This is a genomic window from Kitasatospora sp. NPDC058162 (assembly GCF_042884005.1).
Lineage (GTDB): Bacteria > Actinomycetota > Actinomycetes > Streptomycetales > Streptomycetaceae > Kitasatospora.
In genome coordinates, this window is record NZ_JBHVUS010000002.1 from 288655 (window position 1) to 305851 (window position 17197).

The window sequence follows — 17197 nt, forward strand, 5'->3', positions numbered from 1 at the left end:
CAAGGTCAACAGGCACAGATGGAACTCGCCTGGCGCCGCAGATCGACGTGCAGGCGGCAAACCAGAGTGGTGCCGGAGTCCATGCACCGGATCCTTTCCGAGCGGGTCGGACGAAGTCAAGCCGGGGCGCCCGCTTGTTGCGGCCTGTTTCACCAGGTGAACGGACGGCGCGACGCCCCGGTTCGGCTTCCCGGCTCAGCCCTCGGCCGGTTCCCCGACTCGGTCCTCGGTGGGAGAGCTGCCCTGCGGTTGCGCGGGGACCACCGCAGGTGGGGTGGCGGCCGACAGCGCCTGTTCGATCACCGGCCCGGCCTGCTCGCCCAGGTAGCGGCCGAGCGTCTGGTAGGCGTCGAACTGCTGGTGGTCGAACCACTGGTCGCTGGTCTCGTCGTTCGGGAAGGCCCGGTTGGCCACCGCGTAGGACTGCAGCTCGTACGGCATGTCGGCGGTCAGCACCGCCTGGAGGACGATCAGCGTGCCGTGCCGCTCGGAACCGGGCTCGCCCTCGACGGCCGGGTAGCGGACGTCCCCGGTGATCACGCCCCGGGCCGAGAGCCGGTCGGAGAGCTGGGCCGCCAGCCCGTGCAGGGGCGTGTCGCCGTCGCGGTCGGTGGTGGCGCTGCCCGGGATCAGCAGCTCCGGCTGGTGCAGGGTGATGACGATGCCGAGCTCCTCGCGGGCCAGGGTGATCGCTGCGGCCAGGTTGGCGGCGTAGCCGGAGTCCCCGCTGGCGTCGATGCACACCGCCGTCCGGACCCGGTGGCGCAACAGCTCGACCAGCCCGAGGTTCTCGTAGTGCCCGCCGTCGGTGGTGAGCAGGAAGCGGTCGTCCGCCGGGAACCGGCCGGTGAGCTCCCGGAGTTGGTACGGGAGGCGGCGGACGGCGGGCTGCCCGGGACGGCGCCAGTCCGGTGCGCCGGACCAGGCCGGGCCGAGCTCGGCGGGGTTGGGCAGCCAGGTCCCGAGCCGGGCGTTGGTCACCGCGAACAGCCCCTGGTAGACCCGGGATTGGCGGCCCATCGCGGAGGAGAAGGCGGCGCCGGACACGGCCATCGCGGACTGCACGGTGAGGTCCCGGGCGATGTGCCGCCGGGTGCGCCGCTCCAGCAGGTCGGTGCGCGCGTAGCCGACGTCCGGGCCGCCCACGTAGTCGTACGAGAGCGAGAAGGAGACCGCCCGACGGCCGGGCGGCGTACGGGAGTTGCCGGAGAGGTTGGCCGCCGCCGAGAAGATCACCTGGGGGAAGTCGGGGTGCCGGGCGGCGTAGTGGCTCAGCCAGGTCTGCTCCCGGTAGAAGTCGTACCGGCGGGCGAGCGAGCGGCCGCCCTCGGTGACCCGGCGGACGGCGAACGCCGAGGCCAGGCGCAGCCGGTAGAACGGGTGCAGGCTCATCCAGGTCTGGTCGAGGTTGAGCCCGACCGCGCCGAGCACCAGCGGCAGCAGCACCTGGACGGCCGTCGGCCAGGCGTACCCGGTGGCGACCGCCCAGCCGAGGGCCAGCAGCGCGCCCGCCGTCAGGGTGCCGAGGGCGGCCCAGACCACCAGGTACTGCGGGAGGTTGGCGGTCAGCCCGCCGCCGATCCGGCCCGCGCCGCGCAGTGCCCCGGCGGCCGCGCGCACGCCGCGGCCGATCGTCCGGCGGTCGCGCCAGAGTATGCCGAGCAGCAGGGCGAGGTAGCTGAGTACCACGGTCAGGCTGAGCCCGGCGCCGGTCAGCTGCGGGCCGGCCGCCAGGGCCTGCTGGAGCCGGACCGCGCCCCAGGCCAGCCCCGGCACCGCCAGCACCCCGAGGGCCAGCAGCCCGGCCAGCGCGAGCGCGGCGTAGTTGAGCCGGCGCAGCGTGCGCGGCAGCAGCGCGTGCCAGCCGAGCGGCGGGAAGGCCAGCAGCCACAGCAGCCAGCAGCAGGCCGCTGCGGCCAGCAGGACGCCGAGGGCGGCCAGTGCGGGTGCGTGGAACTCCAACCCGCCCGGCACGGCGCCCGGGTGGCGCAGTCCGGCGGCGGCCAGCGCGTCCAGGTCGGTGAGCGGGACGGCGTGGTAGAAGCGGCTGAGGCCGAGGCCGAGCACCAGGACGGCGGCCAGCAGCAGGGTGAGCGCCGAGAGCACGCCGCGCAGCAGCGTCCCGAGGGCGACCAGCCACTCGCCGGTGCCGTCGGCGATGTACTTGCTGTGGCGGCGGAGGTGGTCCTCCTCGGGGGAACCGGGCTCCATCACCGTGTCGGCCGTCAGCCCCGAGACGGCGTGCACCGGGCTGCCGGGCGCGGAGTCGCTGAGCGCGAGCTGCAGCGCGCCCACGGTGTAGCCGCCGCCGGAGACGGAGACCAGGTAGCGCGCCCGTTTCAGCCACGGGCGCAGCGCCTGGAGCGCGCCGAGCGTGACGCAGGCCGAGCGGATGCCGCCGCCCGAGGCGCAGAAGCCCAGTTCGGCGGGCTCGCGGCCGGGCGGCACCCGGCCGGCGTCCCGCCAGTGGGCGTGGGCACCGGGGGCACCGGGGGCACCGGGGGCACCGGGGGTGTCAGGGGCGTCGGGGGTGCCGGGGGCGTCGGCGACCGGCGCCTCCCGCTGCGGTGGCTCGTGCCGTGACCCGTGCGGCGTGCGGCCGTGCCGGGTGAGGACGGGCCAGGGCGGTATCAGTGCCGGGCGGTCGGGGTCGGCGTCGCCCCCGGGTTTCGCCGTGGCGGGCCGCAGCCCGCGGACGGCGCGGGCGGCCGTCACCGCGAGCAGGCCCGCCGCCGTCACCCCGGCGGGCAGGATCAGCAGCCGGCTGACGGTGGTGAGCGCCGCCGCCACCGCGAAGGGGGTGTCGGAGCCGGCGTGCTCGAGCCCCGGGCGCAGCAGGAGGTTCGCGCCGAGGTCGCAGCCCGCGGCGAGCAGTCCGCCGGCCCCGGCCACCAGGGCCGGGCCCAGCCGGTGGCGCCGGCCGAGGACGTACCCGCCCAGCAGCGCCGCGGCTGGCAGTGTCAGCCCGTAGCCGCCGATCAGCCAGAGCTCGGCGCGCAGGGCGGCCCGGTACGCCGCGGAGTGCTCGCCGACCACGGCCTCGGCGGCCGCCCGGGAGCCGGCCAGCTGCAGGGCGGTCAGCCGCGCCCCCGGGGCCCGCCCCGAGGACAGGAGGAGGCCGAGGGCGAGTGGCAGCAGGGCCCCCAGGGCGAGCAGCAGGCCCGCCCAGGCGGGCAGGGCCGGCGACCGCTCCGCCGGTGCCGACGCACCCGCCGTGCGCTCCGCGCGCTCGTCCGTCGCTGTTGTCATCAGTACCACCCCCCGTTCGGCCCCCGGCCGACCGTCGATCCCCGCGTCCGACCCCGGATGATCAGTGCGTGACCGGCTGCACGGCCAGCCGCATGATCAACGCATGATCACCGAAGTCGCCCCGTACGGGCGTCAGATGACGATCTGTCGCACCGTTCAGGCGCGTTCTACCCCGTCGTGGCCGATTCCGCACCCCCGGTGCCCGCTTTCACTCGAATGGGTAAGGAGGTCACCAACGGGGTAGATGAGCCATTCATCCCACCCGGGGCCACCCGCGTGTCCGCGTAACAAGATCGCCCCATAGGCGTTACCGCCGACGTATTGTCAGGCGACCAAAGCCCGGCCTACCGTCTACAGATCGCTTTCTACGCACGTAGACCCTTCCCGTAGACCCCTGCGGCCCCCGAGCGGAGCCGCGGGTGAGACCCGCCCCGTCAACCCTCAGACCGCGGGCCCGACCGCACGGCCGGGACGCGGAGTTGCGGAGGTAACCATGTCGCAGATCGTCCGTGCCGCGCTCGTCCAGACCCGCTGGACCGGCGACCAGGAGAGCATGATCGCGCTCCACGAGCGGTACGCCCGCGAGGCCGCCGCCCAGGGCGCGCAGATCATCGGCTTCCAGGAGGTCTTCAACTCCCCCTACTTCTGTCAGGTCCAGGAGCCCGAGCACTACCGCTGGGCCGAGGCCGTCCCGGACGGGCCGACCGTGCGCCGGATGCGGGACCTCGCCCGCGAGCTGGGCATGGTGATCGTCGTACCGGTCTACGAGGAGGAACAGGCCGGCGTGTACTACAACACCGCCGCGGTGATCGACGCGGACGGCAGCTACCTCGGCAAGTACCGCAAGCACCACATCCCGCAGGTCAAGGGCTTCTGGGAGAAGTACTACTTCAAGCCCGGCAACCTCGGCTGGCCCGTCTTCGACACCGCCGTCGGCAAGGTCGGCGTCTACATCTGCTACGACCGGCACTTCCCCGAGGGCTGGCGCGCCCTGGGCCTGGCCGGCGCGCAGATCGTCTACAACCCCTCGGCCACCAGCCGCGGCCTGTCCGCCTACCTGTGGCAGCTCGAACAGCCCGCCGCCGCCGTCGCCAACGAGTACTTCGTCGCCGCCATCAACCGGGTCGGCACCGAGGAGTACGGCGACAACGACTTCTACGGCACCTCCTACTTCGTCGACCCGCGCGGCCAGTTCGTCGGCGACGTCGCCTCCGACAAGGAGGAGGAGCTGGTCGTCCGCGACCTCGACCTCGGCCTGATCGAACAGGTCCGCCAGCAGTGGGCGTTCTACCGCGACCGCCGGCCCGACGCCTACGGACCGCTCGCCGAGGCCTGAGGAGCACCGCGATGACCACCCGTGACCCCCAGCAGCGCACCGTCGTCCGCGGCGGCCTCGTCATCACCGCCACCGAGGAACTCCACGCCGACGTCCTGATCGAGGGCGAACGCGTCGCCGCGCTCGCCCTCACCGGCAGCGCCGCCGCCGAGGCCTGGACCGCCGGGACCGTCATCGACGCCACCGGCCACTACGTCATCCCGGGCGGCGTCGACGCCCACACCCACATGGAGCTGCCGTTCGGCGGCACCGCCGCCTCCGACACCTTCGAGACCGGCACCCGCGCCGCCGCCTGGGGCGGCACCACCACCATCGTCGACTTCGCCGTCCAGCCCGTCGGCGGGGCGCTGCGCGAGGGCCTGGACGCCTGGCACACCAAGGCCGAGGGCAACTGCGCCGTCGACTACGCCTTCCACACCATCGTCTCGGACGTCAACGAGGCCGTCCTCAAGGAGATGGACGCGCTGGTCGACTCCGGCGAGTCCACCTCCTTCAAGCTCTTCATGGCCTACCCCGGCGTCTTCTACAGCGACGACGGACGCATCCTGCGCGCCATGCAGCGCGGGGCGGCCAACGGCGGGCTGATCATGATGCACGCCGAGAACGGCATCGCCATCGACGTCCTGGTCGAACAGGCCCTCGCCGCCGGCCACACCGCCCCGCGCTACCACGGCGAGGTCCGGCGCGAACTGCTGGAGGCCGAGGCCACCCACCGGGCCGTCAAGCTCGCCCAGGTCGCCGGCAGCCCGCTCTACGTGGTGCACGTCTCCGCCGCCGCCGCGCTCGACGAGATCGCCCGGGCCCGCGACTCCGGGCTCCCCGTCTTCGGCGAGACCTGCCCCCAGTACCTCTTCCTCTCCACGGACAACCTCGCCGAGGAGGGCGCGGACGGCTTCGAGGGCGCCAAGTACGTGTGCAGCACGCCGCTTCGGCCGCGCGAGCACCAGGAGGCGCTCTGGCGCGGGCTGCGCACCAACGACCTCCAGGTGGTCTCCACCGACCACTGCCCGTTCTGCTACGTCGGGCAGAAGGAACTCGGCCGCGGCGACTTCTCGAAGATCCCCAACGGCCTTCCGGGCGTGGAGAACCGGATGGACCTGCTGCACCAGGCCGTGGTGGACGGGCGGATCAGCCGGCGCCGCTGGGTCGAGATCGCCTGCACCACCCCGGCCCGGATGTTCGGGCTGCACCCGCGCAAGGGCACCATCGCGCCGGGCGCCGACGCCGACCTGGTGGTCTACGACCCCACCGCCGTGCAGACCGTCTCCGCCGCCACCCATCACATGAACGTGGACTACTCGGCCTACGAGGGCCGCCGGCTCACCGGGCGGGCCCGCACGGTGCTCTCGCGCGGCACCGTGGTGCTGGACGACGGCCGTTGGCTCGGCCGGGCCGGGCACGGCACCTTCCTGCGCCGCGACACCTGCCAGTACCTGACCTGACCCCTCTCCCGTCCGGGGCCGCGCGCTGTGCTGCGTTGCGTGGCGCTGTGTTGCTGGCGCTGTGTTGCGCTGAGCGGCGCGGCGTGGCGCGGCGTGGCGCGTGCCGGCCCCGGGTCGCCCTCCCACCCCTCCCGGAGCACCCCATGGACATCGGCCTCGTCCTGCAGACCGACCCGCCCGCCCGCCTGCTCATCGACCGGATGATCCGCGCCGAACAGGCCGGGTTCAGCCACGGTTGGACCTTCGACTCCTGCGTGCTGTGGCAGGAACCGTTCGTCATCTACAGCCGGATCCTCGCCGAGACCGAGCGCCTCACCGTCGGCCCGATGGTCACCAACCCCTCCACCCGCACCTGGGAGGTCACCGCCTCCCTGTTCGCCACCCTCAACGACATGTACGGCAGCCGCACCGTGTGCGGCATCGGCCGCGGCGACTCCGCGATGCGGGTCGCCGGACGCCGCCCGGCCACCCTCGACCGGCTCTCCCAAGCCATGCACGCCATCAAGGAGTTGGCCGAGGGACGCACCGTCGAGGTGGACGGCACCGAGATGCACCTGCCGTGGGTCGGCGCCGGTGCCTCGCTGCCGATCTGGATGGGCGCGTACGGCCCCAAGGCACTCGCCCTGACCGGCCGTCAGGCGGACGGTTTCATCCTGCAGTTGGCCGACCCGTACCTCACCGAGTTCATGGTCAAGGCCGTCCGGTCGGCAGCCGTCGAGGCCGGGCGGGACCCGGCCGACGTCACCATCTGCGTCGCCGCGCCCGCGTACGTCACCGCCGACGACTCGCCCGCCGCGCTCGCCCACGCCCGGGAGCAGTGCCGCTGGTTCGGCGGGATGGTCGGCAACCACGTCGCCGACCTGGTCAGCCACTACGGCGAGCACTCCGACCTGGTGCCGGACGCCCTCACCGACTACATCAAGAACCGCCAGGGCTACGACTACAGCCACCACGGCCGGGCCGGGAACCCCGACACCGCCTTCGTCCCGGACGAGATCGTCGACCGCTTCTGCCTGATCGGGCCGGCGGACACCCAGCGCGCCCGGCTCGCCGAGCTCCGCTCGCTCGGCGTCGACCAGTTCGCCGTCTATGCCATGCACGACGCGGTCGAGGCGACCATCGACGCCTACGGGGCGGACGTCATCCCGCACCTCTGAATCCGGGGTCCCTGAGTTTGTGATCCCTTGATCCCCCGTTCCCCTGATCCCGCTTGCGGCAGACGGGAGTTGCCCATGGCCGACACCGCGACAGGCGGCGGCGGACAGCGGCAGCACCCCGACGGCCGGGTCGAACTCGACCCGGCCGAGGGGGTGTTGCCGCCCAACGGCTTCACCAGTGACGACCTCCGGCCGGTCCCGGTGCAGCGGCGCACCTGGACCACCTACAACTTCCTCGCGCTCTGGGTCGGCATGGCCCACAACATCCCGTCCTGGACGCTGGCTTCGGGCCTGGTCGCGATCGGCATGGACTGGAAACAGGCGGTGCTGACCATCGCGCTCGCCAACCTGATCGTGCTCGCGCCGATGCTCCTCACCGGGCACGCCGGGACGAAGTACGGCATCCCCTTCCCGGTCTTCGCCCGGGCCTCGTTCGGACTGCGCGGCGCCAACCTGCCCGCGCTCATCCGGGCGGCCGTGGCCTGTGCGTGGTTCGGCATCCAGACCTGGATCGGGGGTGAGGGGATCTTCCTGCTGGCGGGCCGACTGCTCGGCGAATCCTGGCGGACCGCAACGGAGTTCGGCGGCTACCCGTGGACCCAGTGGGCCTCCTTCCTGCTCTTCTGGCTGGTCGAGATGGTCATCATCGCCCGGGGTATGGAGGCGCTGCGGCGCTTCGAGAACTGGGCGGCGCCCTTCGTCATCGTCGGGGCGCTCGCCCTGCTGGTGTGGATCGGCATCAAGGCGGGCGGACTGGGGCCGCTGCTCGACCAGCCGTCGAAGCTGGGCTGGGGCGGCGGGTTCTGGAAGGTCTTCTTCCCGTCGCTGATGGGGATGATCGGGTTCTGGTCCACGCTGGCGCTCAACATCCCCGACTTCACCCGCTTCGGCGGCAGCCAGCGGGCCCAGATCCGCGGCCAGGCGCTCGGCCTGCCGACGACGATGACGCTCTTCGCGCTGCTCTCGGTGCTGGTCACCTCGGGCTCCGCGGCGGTGTACGGCGAGCCGGTGTGGGACCCGATCAAGCTCGCCGCGAAGATGGAGAGCCCGGTGGCCCTCCTCTTCGCGCTGCTGACCGTCCTGGTGGCGACGCTGTCGGTGAACATCGCGGCCAACGTCGTGTCCCCGGCCTACGACCTGGCCAACCTGGTGCCCCGGTTCATCAACTTCCGTACCGGGGCGCTGATCACCGGTGTGGTCGGGATCGCCATCTTCCCGTGGAGGCTGACCGCCGACCCGCACGTCTACATCTACGTCTGGCTGGGCGTGGTCGGCGGACTGCTCGGGACGGTCGCCGGGGTGCTGATCGCCGACTACTGGGTACTGCGCCGCACCGGGCTCCAACTCGCCGAGCTCTACCGGCCGTTCGGCGCCTACTGGTACGCGGGCGGGTGGAACTGGCGGGCGGTCACCGCGCTGCTGGTCGGCGGCCTGCTGGCGGTCGGTGGCTCGTACTCCACCACGGATGAGCACGGGGTGAAGCAGGGGCCGTTCCCGGTGGACGGTCTGGTGCCGCTCCTCAAGCCGTTGGCGGATTACGGGTGGGCGGTGGGGCTCACCTCGTCGGCGGTGCTGTACCTGGTGCTGAGCGGGGTCGGGGGGCGGCGTGGGGCGGCGGGTGACGGGTGACGGGTGACGGGTGACGGGTGACGGGTAACGAATGACAGGTAACAGATGACAGATAACAGCGAACAGATTTCGAAAGCTGTTATCTGTCATCTGTCATCTGTTACCTGTTCGCTGTCATCCTTTCGTCGTCATCCGGTCGCCGTCACCGCCACCTCCGCCAGGACCTTGGCGGCGCCGTCCTCGGTGGCGAGGGCGGCGGCGACGGACCGGGCGCGGGTGCGGTAGCGGGGGTCGTCCAGGGCCTGGCGGATGGAGGCGGCGAGGCGGGTGGCGGTCAGGGCGCGCAGGGGCACCGGGCCGGGGGAGACGCCGAGCGCGGTCAGGCGGGCGGACCAGAAGGGGGCGTCCAGCTGGCCGGGCACCGGAACGGTGGGGGTGCCGGAGCGCAGCGTGGCCGCCGTGGTGCCCGCGCCCGCGTGGTGGACGACGGCCGCGGTGCGCGGGAACAGCCAGCCGTGGGGGGTGTCGTCGATGGTCAGCACGGTCTCCGAGTCCTCGGCGGCCAGCCCGCTCCAGCCGGACTGCAGCAGGAGGCGGACCCGGGCGGCGCGGGCGGCGGCGAGGACGGTCGCGGTGAGCCGCTCGGGCTCGGGCACGACCAGGCTGCCGAAGCCGACGAAGACCGGGGGCGGTCCGGCGGCCAGGAAGTCCAGCAGTCGCTGCGGGGCCTGCCAGTCGGCGCGCTCGGCGGGCCACCAGTACCCGGCCACGTCCAGCCGGGGGTGCCAGTCCGTCGGCCGGGGGACGACCCGTGGTGAGAAGCCGTGCAGGACGCGGTGGTCGCGCCGGGCCCGGGCGATCCCGAGTGGCGGCAGGCCGAGCCGTCGGCGCAGCCCGTGGACGGCCGGGACGAACAGCTGGTCGGTGGCCGCCTGGACGGCGTGCCCGGCGAGCAGGTTGCCGGGCCGTCCGAGCGAGCGGGCGCCGGTCACGGCGGGCGCGAACTCGCGAGTGGGGGAGAGTGGTTGGAGGTACAGCCCGATGGTGGGGATGTCGGCCGCCTCGGCTGCGACCTGCCCGAGTGCGCTGGTGGTGCTGGTGGTGAGCAGCAGGTCGGTGCCGAGCGCCGTCGCGTCCACGATGCCCTCGCCGAGGGCGGGCATGAACCTCCGTCCCAGGCGCAGGAGTTGCAGGACGGCGCCGGGTCCGCCGCCGGCCCGCAGCAGTCGTCGGCCCTCGGCGGAGGCGAGTTCGGCGCGCGGGTCGACGGGCAGGGCGCGGAACTCCAGCCCGGCGGCCCGTACCGAGTCGGCGAAGGTGGTGTGGGTGGCGACGGCCACCTGATGTCCGGCCGCCCGAAGGCGGACGCCGAGTCCGGTGAAGGGGGCGACGTCGCCCCGCGAGCCGGCGGTGGCGATCAGGATGCGCATGGCCGCAGTATTTCGGCGGGTGCGACCGCCGGGAAGGACGCCACGCGCGGACCGCTCGGTTCCGGGTGGCCGGATCGCGCCGTCCGGCCGGACCGGCCGGAACCGGCTCGGCGGGCGATGGCGTCTCCCGGAGCAGAGCGCGCGGGACGGGGCCGTCGCGCCACGGACGGGAGGGACGGGTCGAATGAGCATCATCGCGTGGATCGTGCTGGGCCTGGTGGCCGGAGCCCTGGCCAAGCTGCTGCTGCCGGGGAGGGACCCGGGCGGCCTGATCGTGACCACCCTGATCGGGATCGCCGGCTCCTTCGTCGGCGGCTGGATCGCCTCGCACTTCCTGCACCGGTCGATCACGGCGCGCTTCTTCGACGGGCCGACCTGGGTGGCCGCGATCGGCGGTGCCCTGGTGCTGCTGATCGTCTACCGACTGCTGTTCGGCAACTCGCGCCGCTGACGGACGAGTTCCGGTCCGGCCCCCGCGCCCGGGAGGGGGCGGGGCGGGGCCGCGAGGAGATCCGCCGGCCGGAGCGATGGTGCCCGGGATGCCCGGGATGCCCGGGGCGAGCCGGTCCTTCCCGGCGCTGGAACGGTGCGAGGTCCTCGTACGTCCTTCCGAACGGACCCGGGGGCTCGACGGGGTCGGCACACCGATGACGCAAGGGGTGGCGGATGAGCTGGATGGCGTGGATCGTGCTGGGCCTGGTGTCGGGGACGCTGGCCAGGATGGCGATGTCGAGGGGGGAGCGCGGTCTGATCGGCAGCACCCTGATCGGGATCACCGGCTCCTACATCGGCACCTGGATCGTCCTGCACTGGATGCACGGGACGGTGAAGCTGAGCCTGCTCGACGTCACGACCTGGGTGTCGGCGATCGGCGGTGCGATGGTTCTGCTCCTCGGTTACAAGGTGTTCCGCTTCATCTCCCGGCGTTGACCGTCCGGCGCTGACCGCGGGGCGAGGAGCCCGGGCGCCGGGCCTGTCCCGGCGCTTCCGGTGCTCCGGCTACCGCGCGGCGGCCCAGTCCGGCAGCTCCTCGCAGGCCGCGAGCCAGTCGGCCGGCACGTCCGCCAACCCGGTGCGGGCGGCGACCACACCGGCGGCGATGGCGCAGGTGGTGTCCGTGTCGCCCCAGCCCTCCAGGGTGTGCCAGATCGCGGCGGGCAGCGAGTCCAGGTGCCCGGCGGCGGACCAGAGGGCGAACGGGACGGTGTCCGGCGCGGAGATCATCAGCCCCGAGCCGAGCACATTGGCGGCGTGCCGGATGCTGGTGTGCCCCGGCATCCGGGCGGCGATCCGCAGGCCGGAGCGGACGTCGCTGTCCGGCAGCCGGTCGGCGACCTCGGTGAGCAGCTCGGCCCGGCCCGGCGCCTGCCCGCCCCGGCTGCGGACGGCGAGCGCCGCAGCGAGCGCCACCGCCACCGCCCCGGCGACCGCCTCGGGGTGGAAGTGGGTGGTGAGCGCCTGGAGTTCGGCCTGCCGGGCCACCGCGTCGAGGTCCTCGGCGAACCAGGCGCCCAGCGGGGCGACCCGCATCGCGGCGCCGTTCCCGTACGAGCCCTGGCCCTCGAACTGGCCCGAGGTGATGGCGTGCCAGTCCCCGCCGGCGCCGATCCCGCGCAGCACCCGGTGCATCGACGGGCCGTACTTTCGCTGGTACTCGCGGGCGTACTCGGCCGCGAACTCCCCGGCCAGCGCGTCCTGCCGGACCTCGCCGTGGGCGGTGAGGTGGCGGACCAGGACGAGGGTCATGGCGGTGTCGTCGGTCCAGTGCCAGGGCGCCGGGCGGACCAGTCGGGCCGCCAGGGCGGCGGGCGCCTCGTCCACCGGGACGGAGAACCACCGGTCGCCGAAGGCGTCGCCGAGCGCGAGCCCGCGAAGACTGTCAAGGACCGCACCGGCCGCACGCATGTCATCCTCCAAGTGAGATCAACTGTGTGCGACAGTCTGCCCGACGCGACGAGGCGCCGACGACCGGATTTCCTTCCGGTCGTCGGCGCCTCGTCGCGCGCGTTGTTTCAGGGCGCGGTCGGCTCGTACCCGGTCGGGTCGGGGCTCGGCTTCGAGGGCTTGCCCTTCAACCCGCCGAGTACGAGCTTCCACACCGCCGCGAAGCGCTCGTCGGCGGTCGGCTCGGACCAGGTGGAGGCGAAGACCGGGTTGTGGAAGGGGGCCGTGGCGTCGAACACGGCGCGGGCGGTCGAGGGGACGTGGGCGAGCCGGAACTCCTTCTCGTCCATGCCGTCGTGGACGATCTGGGCGATCTGCTTGACCAACGTCTCGACGTGCGCGTCGACCACAGTGCTGTTCTCCTCGGCCAGCACCAGGTACGTGGCGAACAGCTGCGGGTCGTCCAGCGCCTTCTTGCGCTTGGCCTCGAACAGCGTGGTCAGCCAGCGGTGGAGGCGGTCGACGGCGCCGCCGGTGTCGTTCGCGACCATCTCCAGGTCGTAGTGCGCCTGGTTCAGCCAGCGCTGGGTGACCGCCTCGCGCAGGGCCGCCTTGCTGGCGAAGTGCCGGTAGACGCTGCTGTGGCTGACGCCCAGCTCCCGGGCGACGTCCACGACGGTGGCCTTGGCCGGGCCGAACCGCCGGAGGGCTTCCTCCGCCGCGATCAGGATCTGCTCGGCGGTGAGTGCGGTGTCCGTGGTCACGGGGCCGTCCTTAGGGTCGTGCGGTCAGGGTGGTGCGGAGGGTTCTCGCTGGTCAGCGTCGGCCCGGTCAGCGCTCGCTGTCCAGGCGCGCCATCTGCGCGGCAGCGTACCGGTCGCCGGCTGCTGCCCCGGCCGGGACGGCGGCCTCGATGGCGGCGAGGTCGTCCGGGGTCAGGGTGACGTCCAGTGAGCCGAGCGCCTCGGCCAGCCGGTCCCGGCGGCGGGCGCCGACCAGCGTGACGACGTCCTCGCCGCGCGAGGCCACCCAGGCGATGGCGATCTGCGCGACGCTGGCGCCCTTGGTGTCGGCGACCGCGCGCAGTGCCTCGACCAGCGCGAGGTTGTGGGCCAGGTTGTCGCCCTGGAAGCGCGGGCTGTGGGTGCGGAAGTCCGCGCCGGCGAGCGGGCGGTCCGGGTTCCAGTGGCCGCTGAGCAGGCCGCGGGAGAGCACCCCGTAGGCGGTGATGCCGATGCCGAGTTCGCGGGCGGTGGGCAGGACGGCCGCCTCGATGGAGCGGCTGAGCAGCGAGTACTCGATCTGCAGGTCGCTGATCGGGTGGACGGCGGCGGCCCGGCGCAGGGTGTCGGCGCCGACCTCGGAGAGGCCGATGTGGCGGACGTAGCCGTCCTTCACGAGGTCCGCGATGGCGCCGACGGTCTCCTCGATCGGGACCTTCGGGTCGAGGCGGGCCGGGCGGTAGACGTCGATGTGGTCGGTGCGCAGGCGGCGCAGGGTGTACGTCAGGGCGGTCTTGGTGGCGGCCGGGCTGGTGTCGTAGCCGAGCCACTGGCCGTCCGGCCCGCGTTGGGCGCCGAACTTCACGCTGATCTGGACGCCGTCGCGGTCGCGGCCGCGCAGGGCTTCGTGGATCAGCAGCTCGTTGTGGCCCATGCCGTAGAAGTCGCCGGTGTCGAGGAGGGTGACCCCGGCGTCCAGGGCGGCGTGGATGGTGGCGATGCTCTCGGCCTCGTCGGCCGGCCCGTAGAGGTCGGACATGCCCATGCAGCCGAGGCCGAGGGCGGAGGTGACGGGGCCGGAGGCGCCGAGGGGACGCTGGGCGGGGCGGGCGGTCGAGGCCATGGGTACTCCAGGGGCAGGTGCGGCGCCGGACGGCGGGGGCAGTGTGACCCGGATCTCACTATGACACGACAGCGAACAGATTTCAAAATCTGTTCGCTGTCTTTTGTCATTTGTTCGTAGCGCCGCACTCCGCCACGCGTACGGCCCTGCTGCGTACGGCCCCGCTACGCGTACGGCCCCGGTGCGCGCAGCAGGTGGGCGCGGGCGGGCGGCAGGTTGCGCCACACCGTGCGCTCGCCCAGCCCGTACGTCGCCTCGAAGCGCCGGAGCAGCCGCACCACCGCGCGGTGGCGGGCGCCCCGGCGGGGGCCCGAGGTGAGGGTGCGGGCCGTGGTGGTGCCGAGGTAGCCGAAGTAGGTCAGCTCGCCCCCCGGGGTCAGCAGCCGCAGGTAGAGGTCGAGGATGTCCCGAACCAGGGCCGGCTCGAAGTTGGTGAACGGCAGCCCGGACACGATCACGTCGTACCGCTCGTTCCCGCCCCCGTCCTCGGGCCCGGCTGCTGCCTCCGGCAGCTCCTCCACCCGGCAGGTCGACAACCGCAGGCCCACCCCCGGCCGGCGTGCGGCCAGGACCGGGTCCTCCCGCAGCCGGTCGGCGAACCGCGGGTTCGCCTCGACCACGTGCAAGCGGTCGCCCGGGCGCAGCACCTGGGCCAGTCGGCGGGTCACCACGCCCGTGCCGGCGCCGACCTCCAGCACCGAGATCGGACGGTTCGGGCGGCTGGTGGCCGGCACCACCAGCGCGTTCACCAGCGCCGGCCCGCTCGGCGCGAGTGCGCCGGTGTCGTGGAAGGTGCGCAGCGCCTCGGCGAGGAACAGCAGGTGGTCCCCGCCGTGCGGCGAACCGTGCCGGTCGTGCGGAGGGTGCGGGTCATACGAACTGTGCTGCTGTGGAAGGGAATCGGGGCTCGCGTGGAGCTGTTCGGTCGTCATGTCACCGACGCTAGGCAGGCCGGAGGCGCCTCGGATCGGCCGGTGAGCGGCGCTCACCCCCGACGAAAGTCGAGGGTGCCGCCGTCCGGGAGAAGGGGGTGCCGCGCTCCCGCCCGCCCGTAGCATCGAGCGAGCGGATGCGAACCGATGCGAACGGATGTGGGGCGCGAATCCACGGACGAGCGGACTCGTGGACGAACGGACAAGTGGACGAGTGGGCGAGCGGACGGCACCGGGCGGGAGGAGTCTTATGCGCACAGGCCTGCTCGGCTGGTACGGCCCGGACCACCGGCCCTGGGCCGACACCTCGTTGCTGCTCGGCATCCTCGGCCTCGCCGTCGAGGAGGGTGCCTCCCAGTGGCTGCACACCGACGGCCCGCTGCGGGTGCCCCGGACGGCGGTGGCCGCGCTCGCCGCGCTCTCGCTGCTCCTCGCCCGCCGCCACCCCGTCGCCTCGGCCGTCCTGCCGGTGCTCACCGGTGGCCTGTTCAACCGGGCCTTCCCCGGCCTGATCAGCATCTACCACCTGGCCTCCCTCGGCCGGGTCGGCCCGGCTGCTGTCGGCGGCGCGGTGATCGCCGTGGTCAGTGCCACCAGGGCGGACTCTCTGGTCGGCTGGGCCGGCACCACCGGCTCCCAACTCCTCGTCCAGGCCGCCACCCTGTCCTTCGGGCTGTGGCTGCACGGCCGCCGCGTGCTGATCCGCACGTTGCACGCCCAGGTCGAAACCCTGCGTCGGGAACGGGAGTTGCGCGCGGAGCAGGCCCGGTCCGCCGAACGCGCCCGGATCGCCCGGGAGATGCACGACGTGCTGGCCCACCGGCTGAGCCTGCTGGTGCTGCACGCCGGAGTGCTGCGCGACCAGGCCCGGGCCGGTACCGTCGCCGCCGACCAGGACCGGCTCACCCATCGCCTCGAACTCCTGCGCACCACCGCGGCCCGCTCGCTCGACGACCTGCGCGACGTCCTGGGCGCCCTGCGCGCCGACCCGCCGGAGCGCCCCGCCGGCGAGGCAGAACCGCCCGCGCCGACCGGGTCGCCGCGCGTCCCGGCACCCGCCCTGCGCGACCTCACCGACCTGGTCGACGAGGCGAACCAGGCCGGGCAGCAGGTCGAACTCGCGCTCTCCGGGGACCCGGAGGCCGTGCCCACCACCCACCGGCTCGCCGTGCACCGGGTGGTCCAGGAGGCGCTCACCAACGCCCGCAAGCACGCCCACGCCGCGCCCGTCACCGTCCGGGTCGGCTACGGCGAACCGGCGACCACCGTCGAGGTCCGCAACGGTCCGGGCGGGACCACGCCGAACGGGCCGGTCACCGGGGGCGGGTACGGGCTCGTCGGGCTCGGCGAACGGGTCGGCGCCCTGGGCGGTCACCTGGACGCGGGCCCGGACGGCGCCGGTGGCTTCCGGCTCTCCGCCCGGCTGCCCGCCCCGGACCGGCCGCCGCAGGCGGTGCCGACGTCGGGGCCTCCGCGGGGGGCGCCCCCGCCGTCGGAGTCCCCGGTCTCGAAGTCCCCGCGCCCGAAGTCCTTGCCGTCGAAATCCCCGCAGCCGAAGGACGTCGCATGATCCGCACGATGGTGGTCGACGACGACGCGCTGGTGCGCCTCGGCCTGGTCGACCTCCTCGCCCAGGACCCGGACCTGACTGTGGTCGCCGAGGCCGCCGACGGGTTGCAGGCCGTCGAGTTCGCCCGCGACCGCCGGATCGACGTCGCGCTGATGGACATCCGGATGCCCCGGCTGGACGGGATCGCCGCCACCCGGCGACTGCGCCAACTCCCGGACGCCCCGCGGGTCATCGCCCTCACCACCTTCGACCTGGACGAGCACGTGTACCAAGCGCTCGCCGCCGGAGCCGACGGCTTCCTGCTCAAGGACACCCCGCCCGCCGAGATCGCCCGGGCCGTCCACGTGGTCGCGGCCGGTCAGGGGATGCTGCACCCCGCCGCCGCGCGACGGCTGATCGACCGGTACCACCGGGTCGGCGCGCCCCGCTCCGTCGCCGCCCGCAGCCGGATCGCCGGGCTCACCCCGCGCGAGACCGACGTACTGCGGGAACTCGCCGATGGGCTGTCCAACGCCGAGATCGCGGGCGTGCTGGGGATGCGGGAGAGCACCGTCAAGGCGCACGTCAGTCGGATCCTGACCGCGCTCGGCGTGGCCAACCGGGTCCAGGCGGCGCTGCTCGCACGGGATGCGGGGCTGGTCGGGGACGGCGCCTGAGGGTGGGCGCTCGTGAGGGCAGGGCGGGGCGCAGCGTCGGACGGTGTTCACGCGAATGTTCCCCGGCCGTCGGTCCGGGCTTCGCCGCGGGCTTCCCTGAGCCGCCGCGTGCCTCCGGTTGGTACCG

General features: G+C 73.5%; 15 protein-coding genes. 8 read left to right on the forward strand and 7 right to left on the reverse strand.

The annotated features are described in order from the left end of the window. Positions 1–5 precede the first annotated feature (5 nt). Both ACFVXG_RS04805 and ACFVXG_RS04810 read right to left on the reverse strand, forming a co-directional pair. Entirely contained in the window at positions 6–83 is a 78-nt protein-coding gene (locus ACFVXG_RS04805; protein ID WP_101948289.1) for a putative leader peptide, read from the reverse strand. A 112-nt stretch (positions 84–195) separates the two neighbouring features. After that, positions 196–3249 (reverse strand): hypothetical protein, encoded by a 3054-nt coding sequence (locus ACFVXG_RS04810; protein WP_387924349.1) that lies wholly within the window; start codon positions 3247–3249, stop codon positions 196–198. Positions 3250–3742: 493 nt separating this feature from the next. Between ACFVXG_RS04810 and ACFVXG_RS04815 the strand changes: the two genes are divergently transcribed. From ACFVXG_RS04815 to ACFVXG_RS04830, 4 genes are all read left to right on the forward strand, one after another. Further along, positions 3743–4585, forward strand: coding sequence for a nitrilase-related carbon-nitrogen hydrolase (locus ACFVXG_RS04815; RefSeq protein ID WP_387924351.1), 843 nt, complete (start codon positions 3743–3745; stop codon positions 4583–4585). 11 nt (positions 4586–4596) lie between these two features. Next, a complete protein-coding gene (gene hydA, locus ACFVXG_RS04820) occupies positions 4597–6027 on the forward strand; it encodes a dihydropyrimidinase (protein ID WP_387924353.1) in 1431 nt (476 codons plus the stop codon). Between the two features lie 143 nt (positions 6028–6170). Next, a complete protein-coding gene (locus tag ACFVXG_RS04825; RefSeq protein WP_387924354.1) occupies positions 6171–7184 on the forward strand; it encodes a TIGR03842 family LLM class F420-dependent oxidoreductase in 1014 nt (337 codons plus the stop codon). A gap of 75 nt (positions 7185–7259) precedes the next feature. Further along, positions 7260–8813, forward strand: coding sequence for an NCS1 family nucleobase:cation symporter-1 (locus tag ACFVXG_RS04830; protein WP_387924356.1), 1554 nt, complete (start codon positions 7260–7262; stop codon positions 8811–8813). 128 nt (positions 8814–8941) lie between these two features. On the opposite strand, the gene ACFVXG_RS04835 is transcribed toward ACFVXG_RS04830, so the two are convergent. Then, positions 8942–10183: a glycosyltransferase gene (locus ACFVXG_RS04835; protein ID WP_387924358.1), complete on the reverse strand. Its 1242-nt coding sequence runs from the start codon at positions 10181–10183 to the stop codon at positions 8942–8944. 184 nt (positions 10184–10367) lie between these two features. Between ACFVXG_RS04835 and ACFVXG_RS04840 the strand changes: the two genes are divergently transcribed. Together ACFVXG_RS04840 and ACFVXG_RS04845 are read left to right on the forward strand one after the other, a co-directional pair. Then, positions 10368–10634: a GlsB/YeaQ/YmgE family stress response membrane protein gene (locus ACFVXG_RS04840; protein ID WP_387924360.1), complete on the forward strand. Its 267-nt coding sequence runs from the start codon at positions 10368–10370 to the stop codon at positions 10632–10634. A 215-nt stretch (positions 10635–10849) separates the two neighbouring features. Then, the gene (locus tag ACFVXG_RS04845) at positions 10850–11113 is read left to right on the forward strand and encodes a GlsB/YeaQ/YmgE family stress response membrane protein (RefSeq protein ID WP_387924361.1); all 264 of its coding nucleotides are present in this window, start codon (positions 10850–10852) and stop codon (positions 11111–11113) included. Between the two features lie 69 nt (positions 11114–11182). Here the strand turns inward: ACFVXG_RS04845 and ACFVXG_RS04850 are convergent, their stop codons facing one another. The 4 genes from ACFVXG_RS04850 to ACFVXG_RS04865 form a co-directional block, all read right to left on the reverse strand. Beyond that, positions 11183–12088 (reverse strand): ADP-ribosylglycohydrolase family protein, encoded by a 906-nt coding sequence (locus tag ACFVXG_RS04850; protein ID WP_387924363.1) that lies wholly within the window; start codon positions 12086–12088, stop codon positions 11183–11185. Between the two features lie 107 nt (positions 12089–12195). After that, entirely contained in the window at positions 12196–12831 is a 636-nt protein-coding gene (locus ACFVXG_RS04855; protein WP_387924365.1) for a TetR family transcriptional regulator, read from the reverse strand. Between the two features lie 67 nt (positions 12832–12898). Then, positions 12899–13912, reverse strand: coding sequence for an aldo/keto reductase (locus ACFVXG_RS04860; protein WP_387924367.1), 1014 nt, complete (start codon positions 13910–13912; stop codon positions 12899–12901). Positions 13913–14076: 164 nt separating this feature from the next. Then, positions 14077–14844 carry a class I SAM-dependent methyltransferase gene (locus ACFVXG_RS04865; protein ID WP_387924368.1) on the reverse strand — a complete coding sequence of 256 codons (768 nt, stop codon included), beginning with the start codon at positions 14842–14844 and terminating at the stop codon, positions 14077–14079. 250 nt (positions 14845–15094) lie between these two features. Between ACFVXG_RS04865 and ACFVXG_RS04870 the strand changes: the two genes are divergently transcribed. Further along, positions 15095–16414 (forward strand): sensor histidine kinase, encoded by a 1320-nt coding sequence (locus ACFVXG_RS04870; RefSeq protein ID WP_387924370.1) that lies wholly within the window; start codon positions 15095–15097, stop codon positions 16412–16414. After that, positions 16411–17070 carry a response regulator gene (locus ACFVXG_RS04875; RefSeq protein WP_387924372.1) on the forward strand — a complete coding sequence of 220 codons (660 nt, stop codon included), beginning with the start codon at positions 16411–16413 and terminating at the stop codon, positions 17068–17070. The genes ACFVXG_RS04870 and ACFVXG_RS04875 overlap by 4 nt, the downstream gene beginning before the upstream one ends. Positions 17071–17197: the final 127 nt, after the last annotated feature.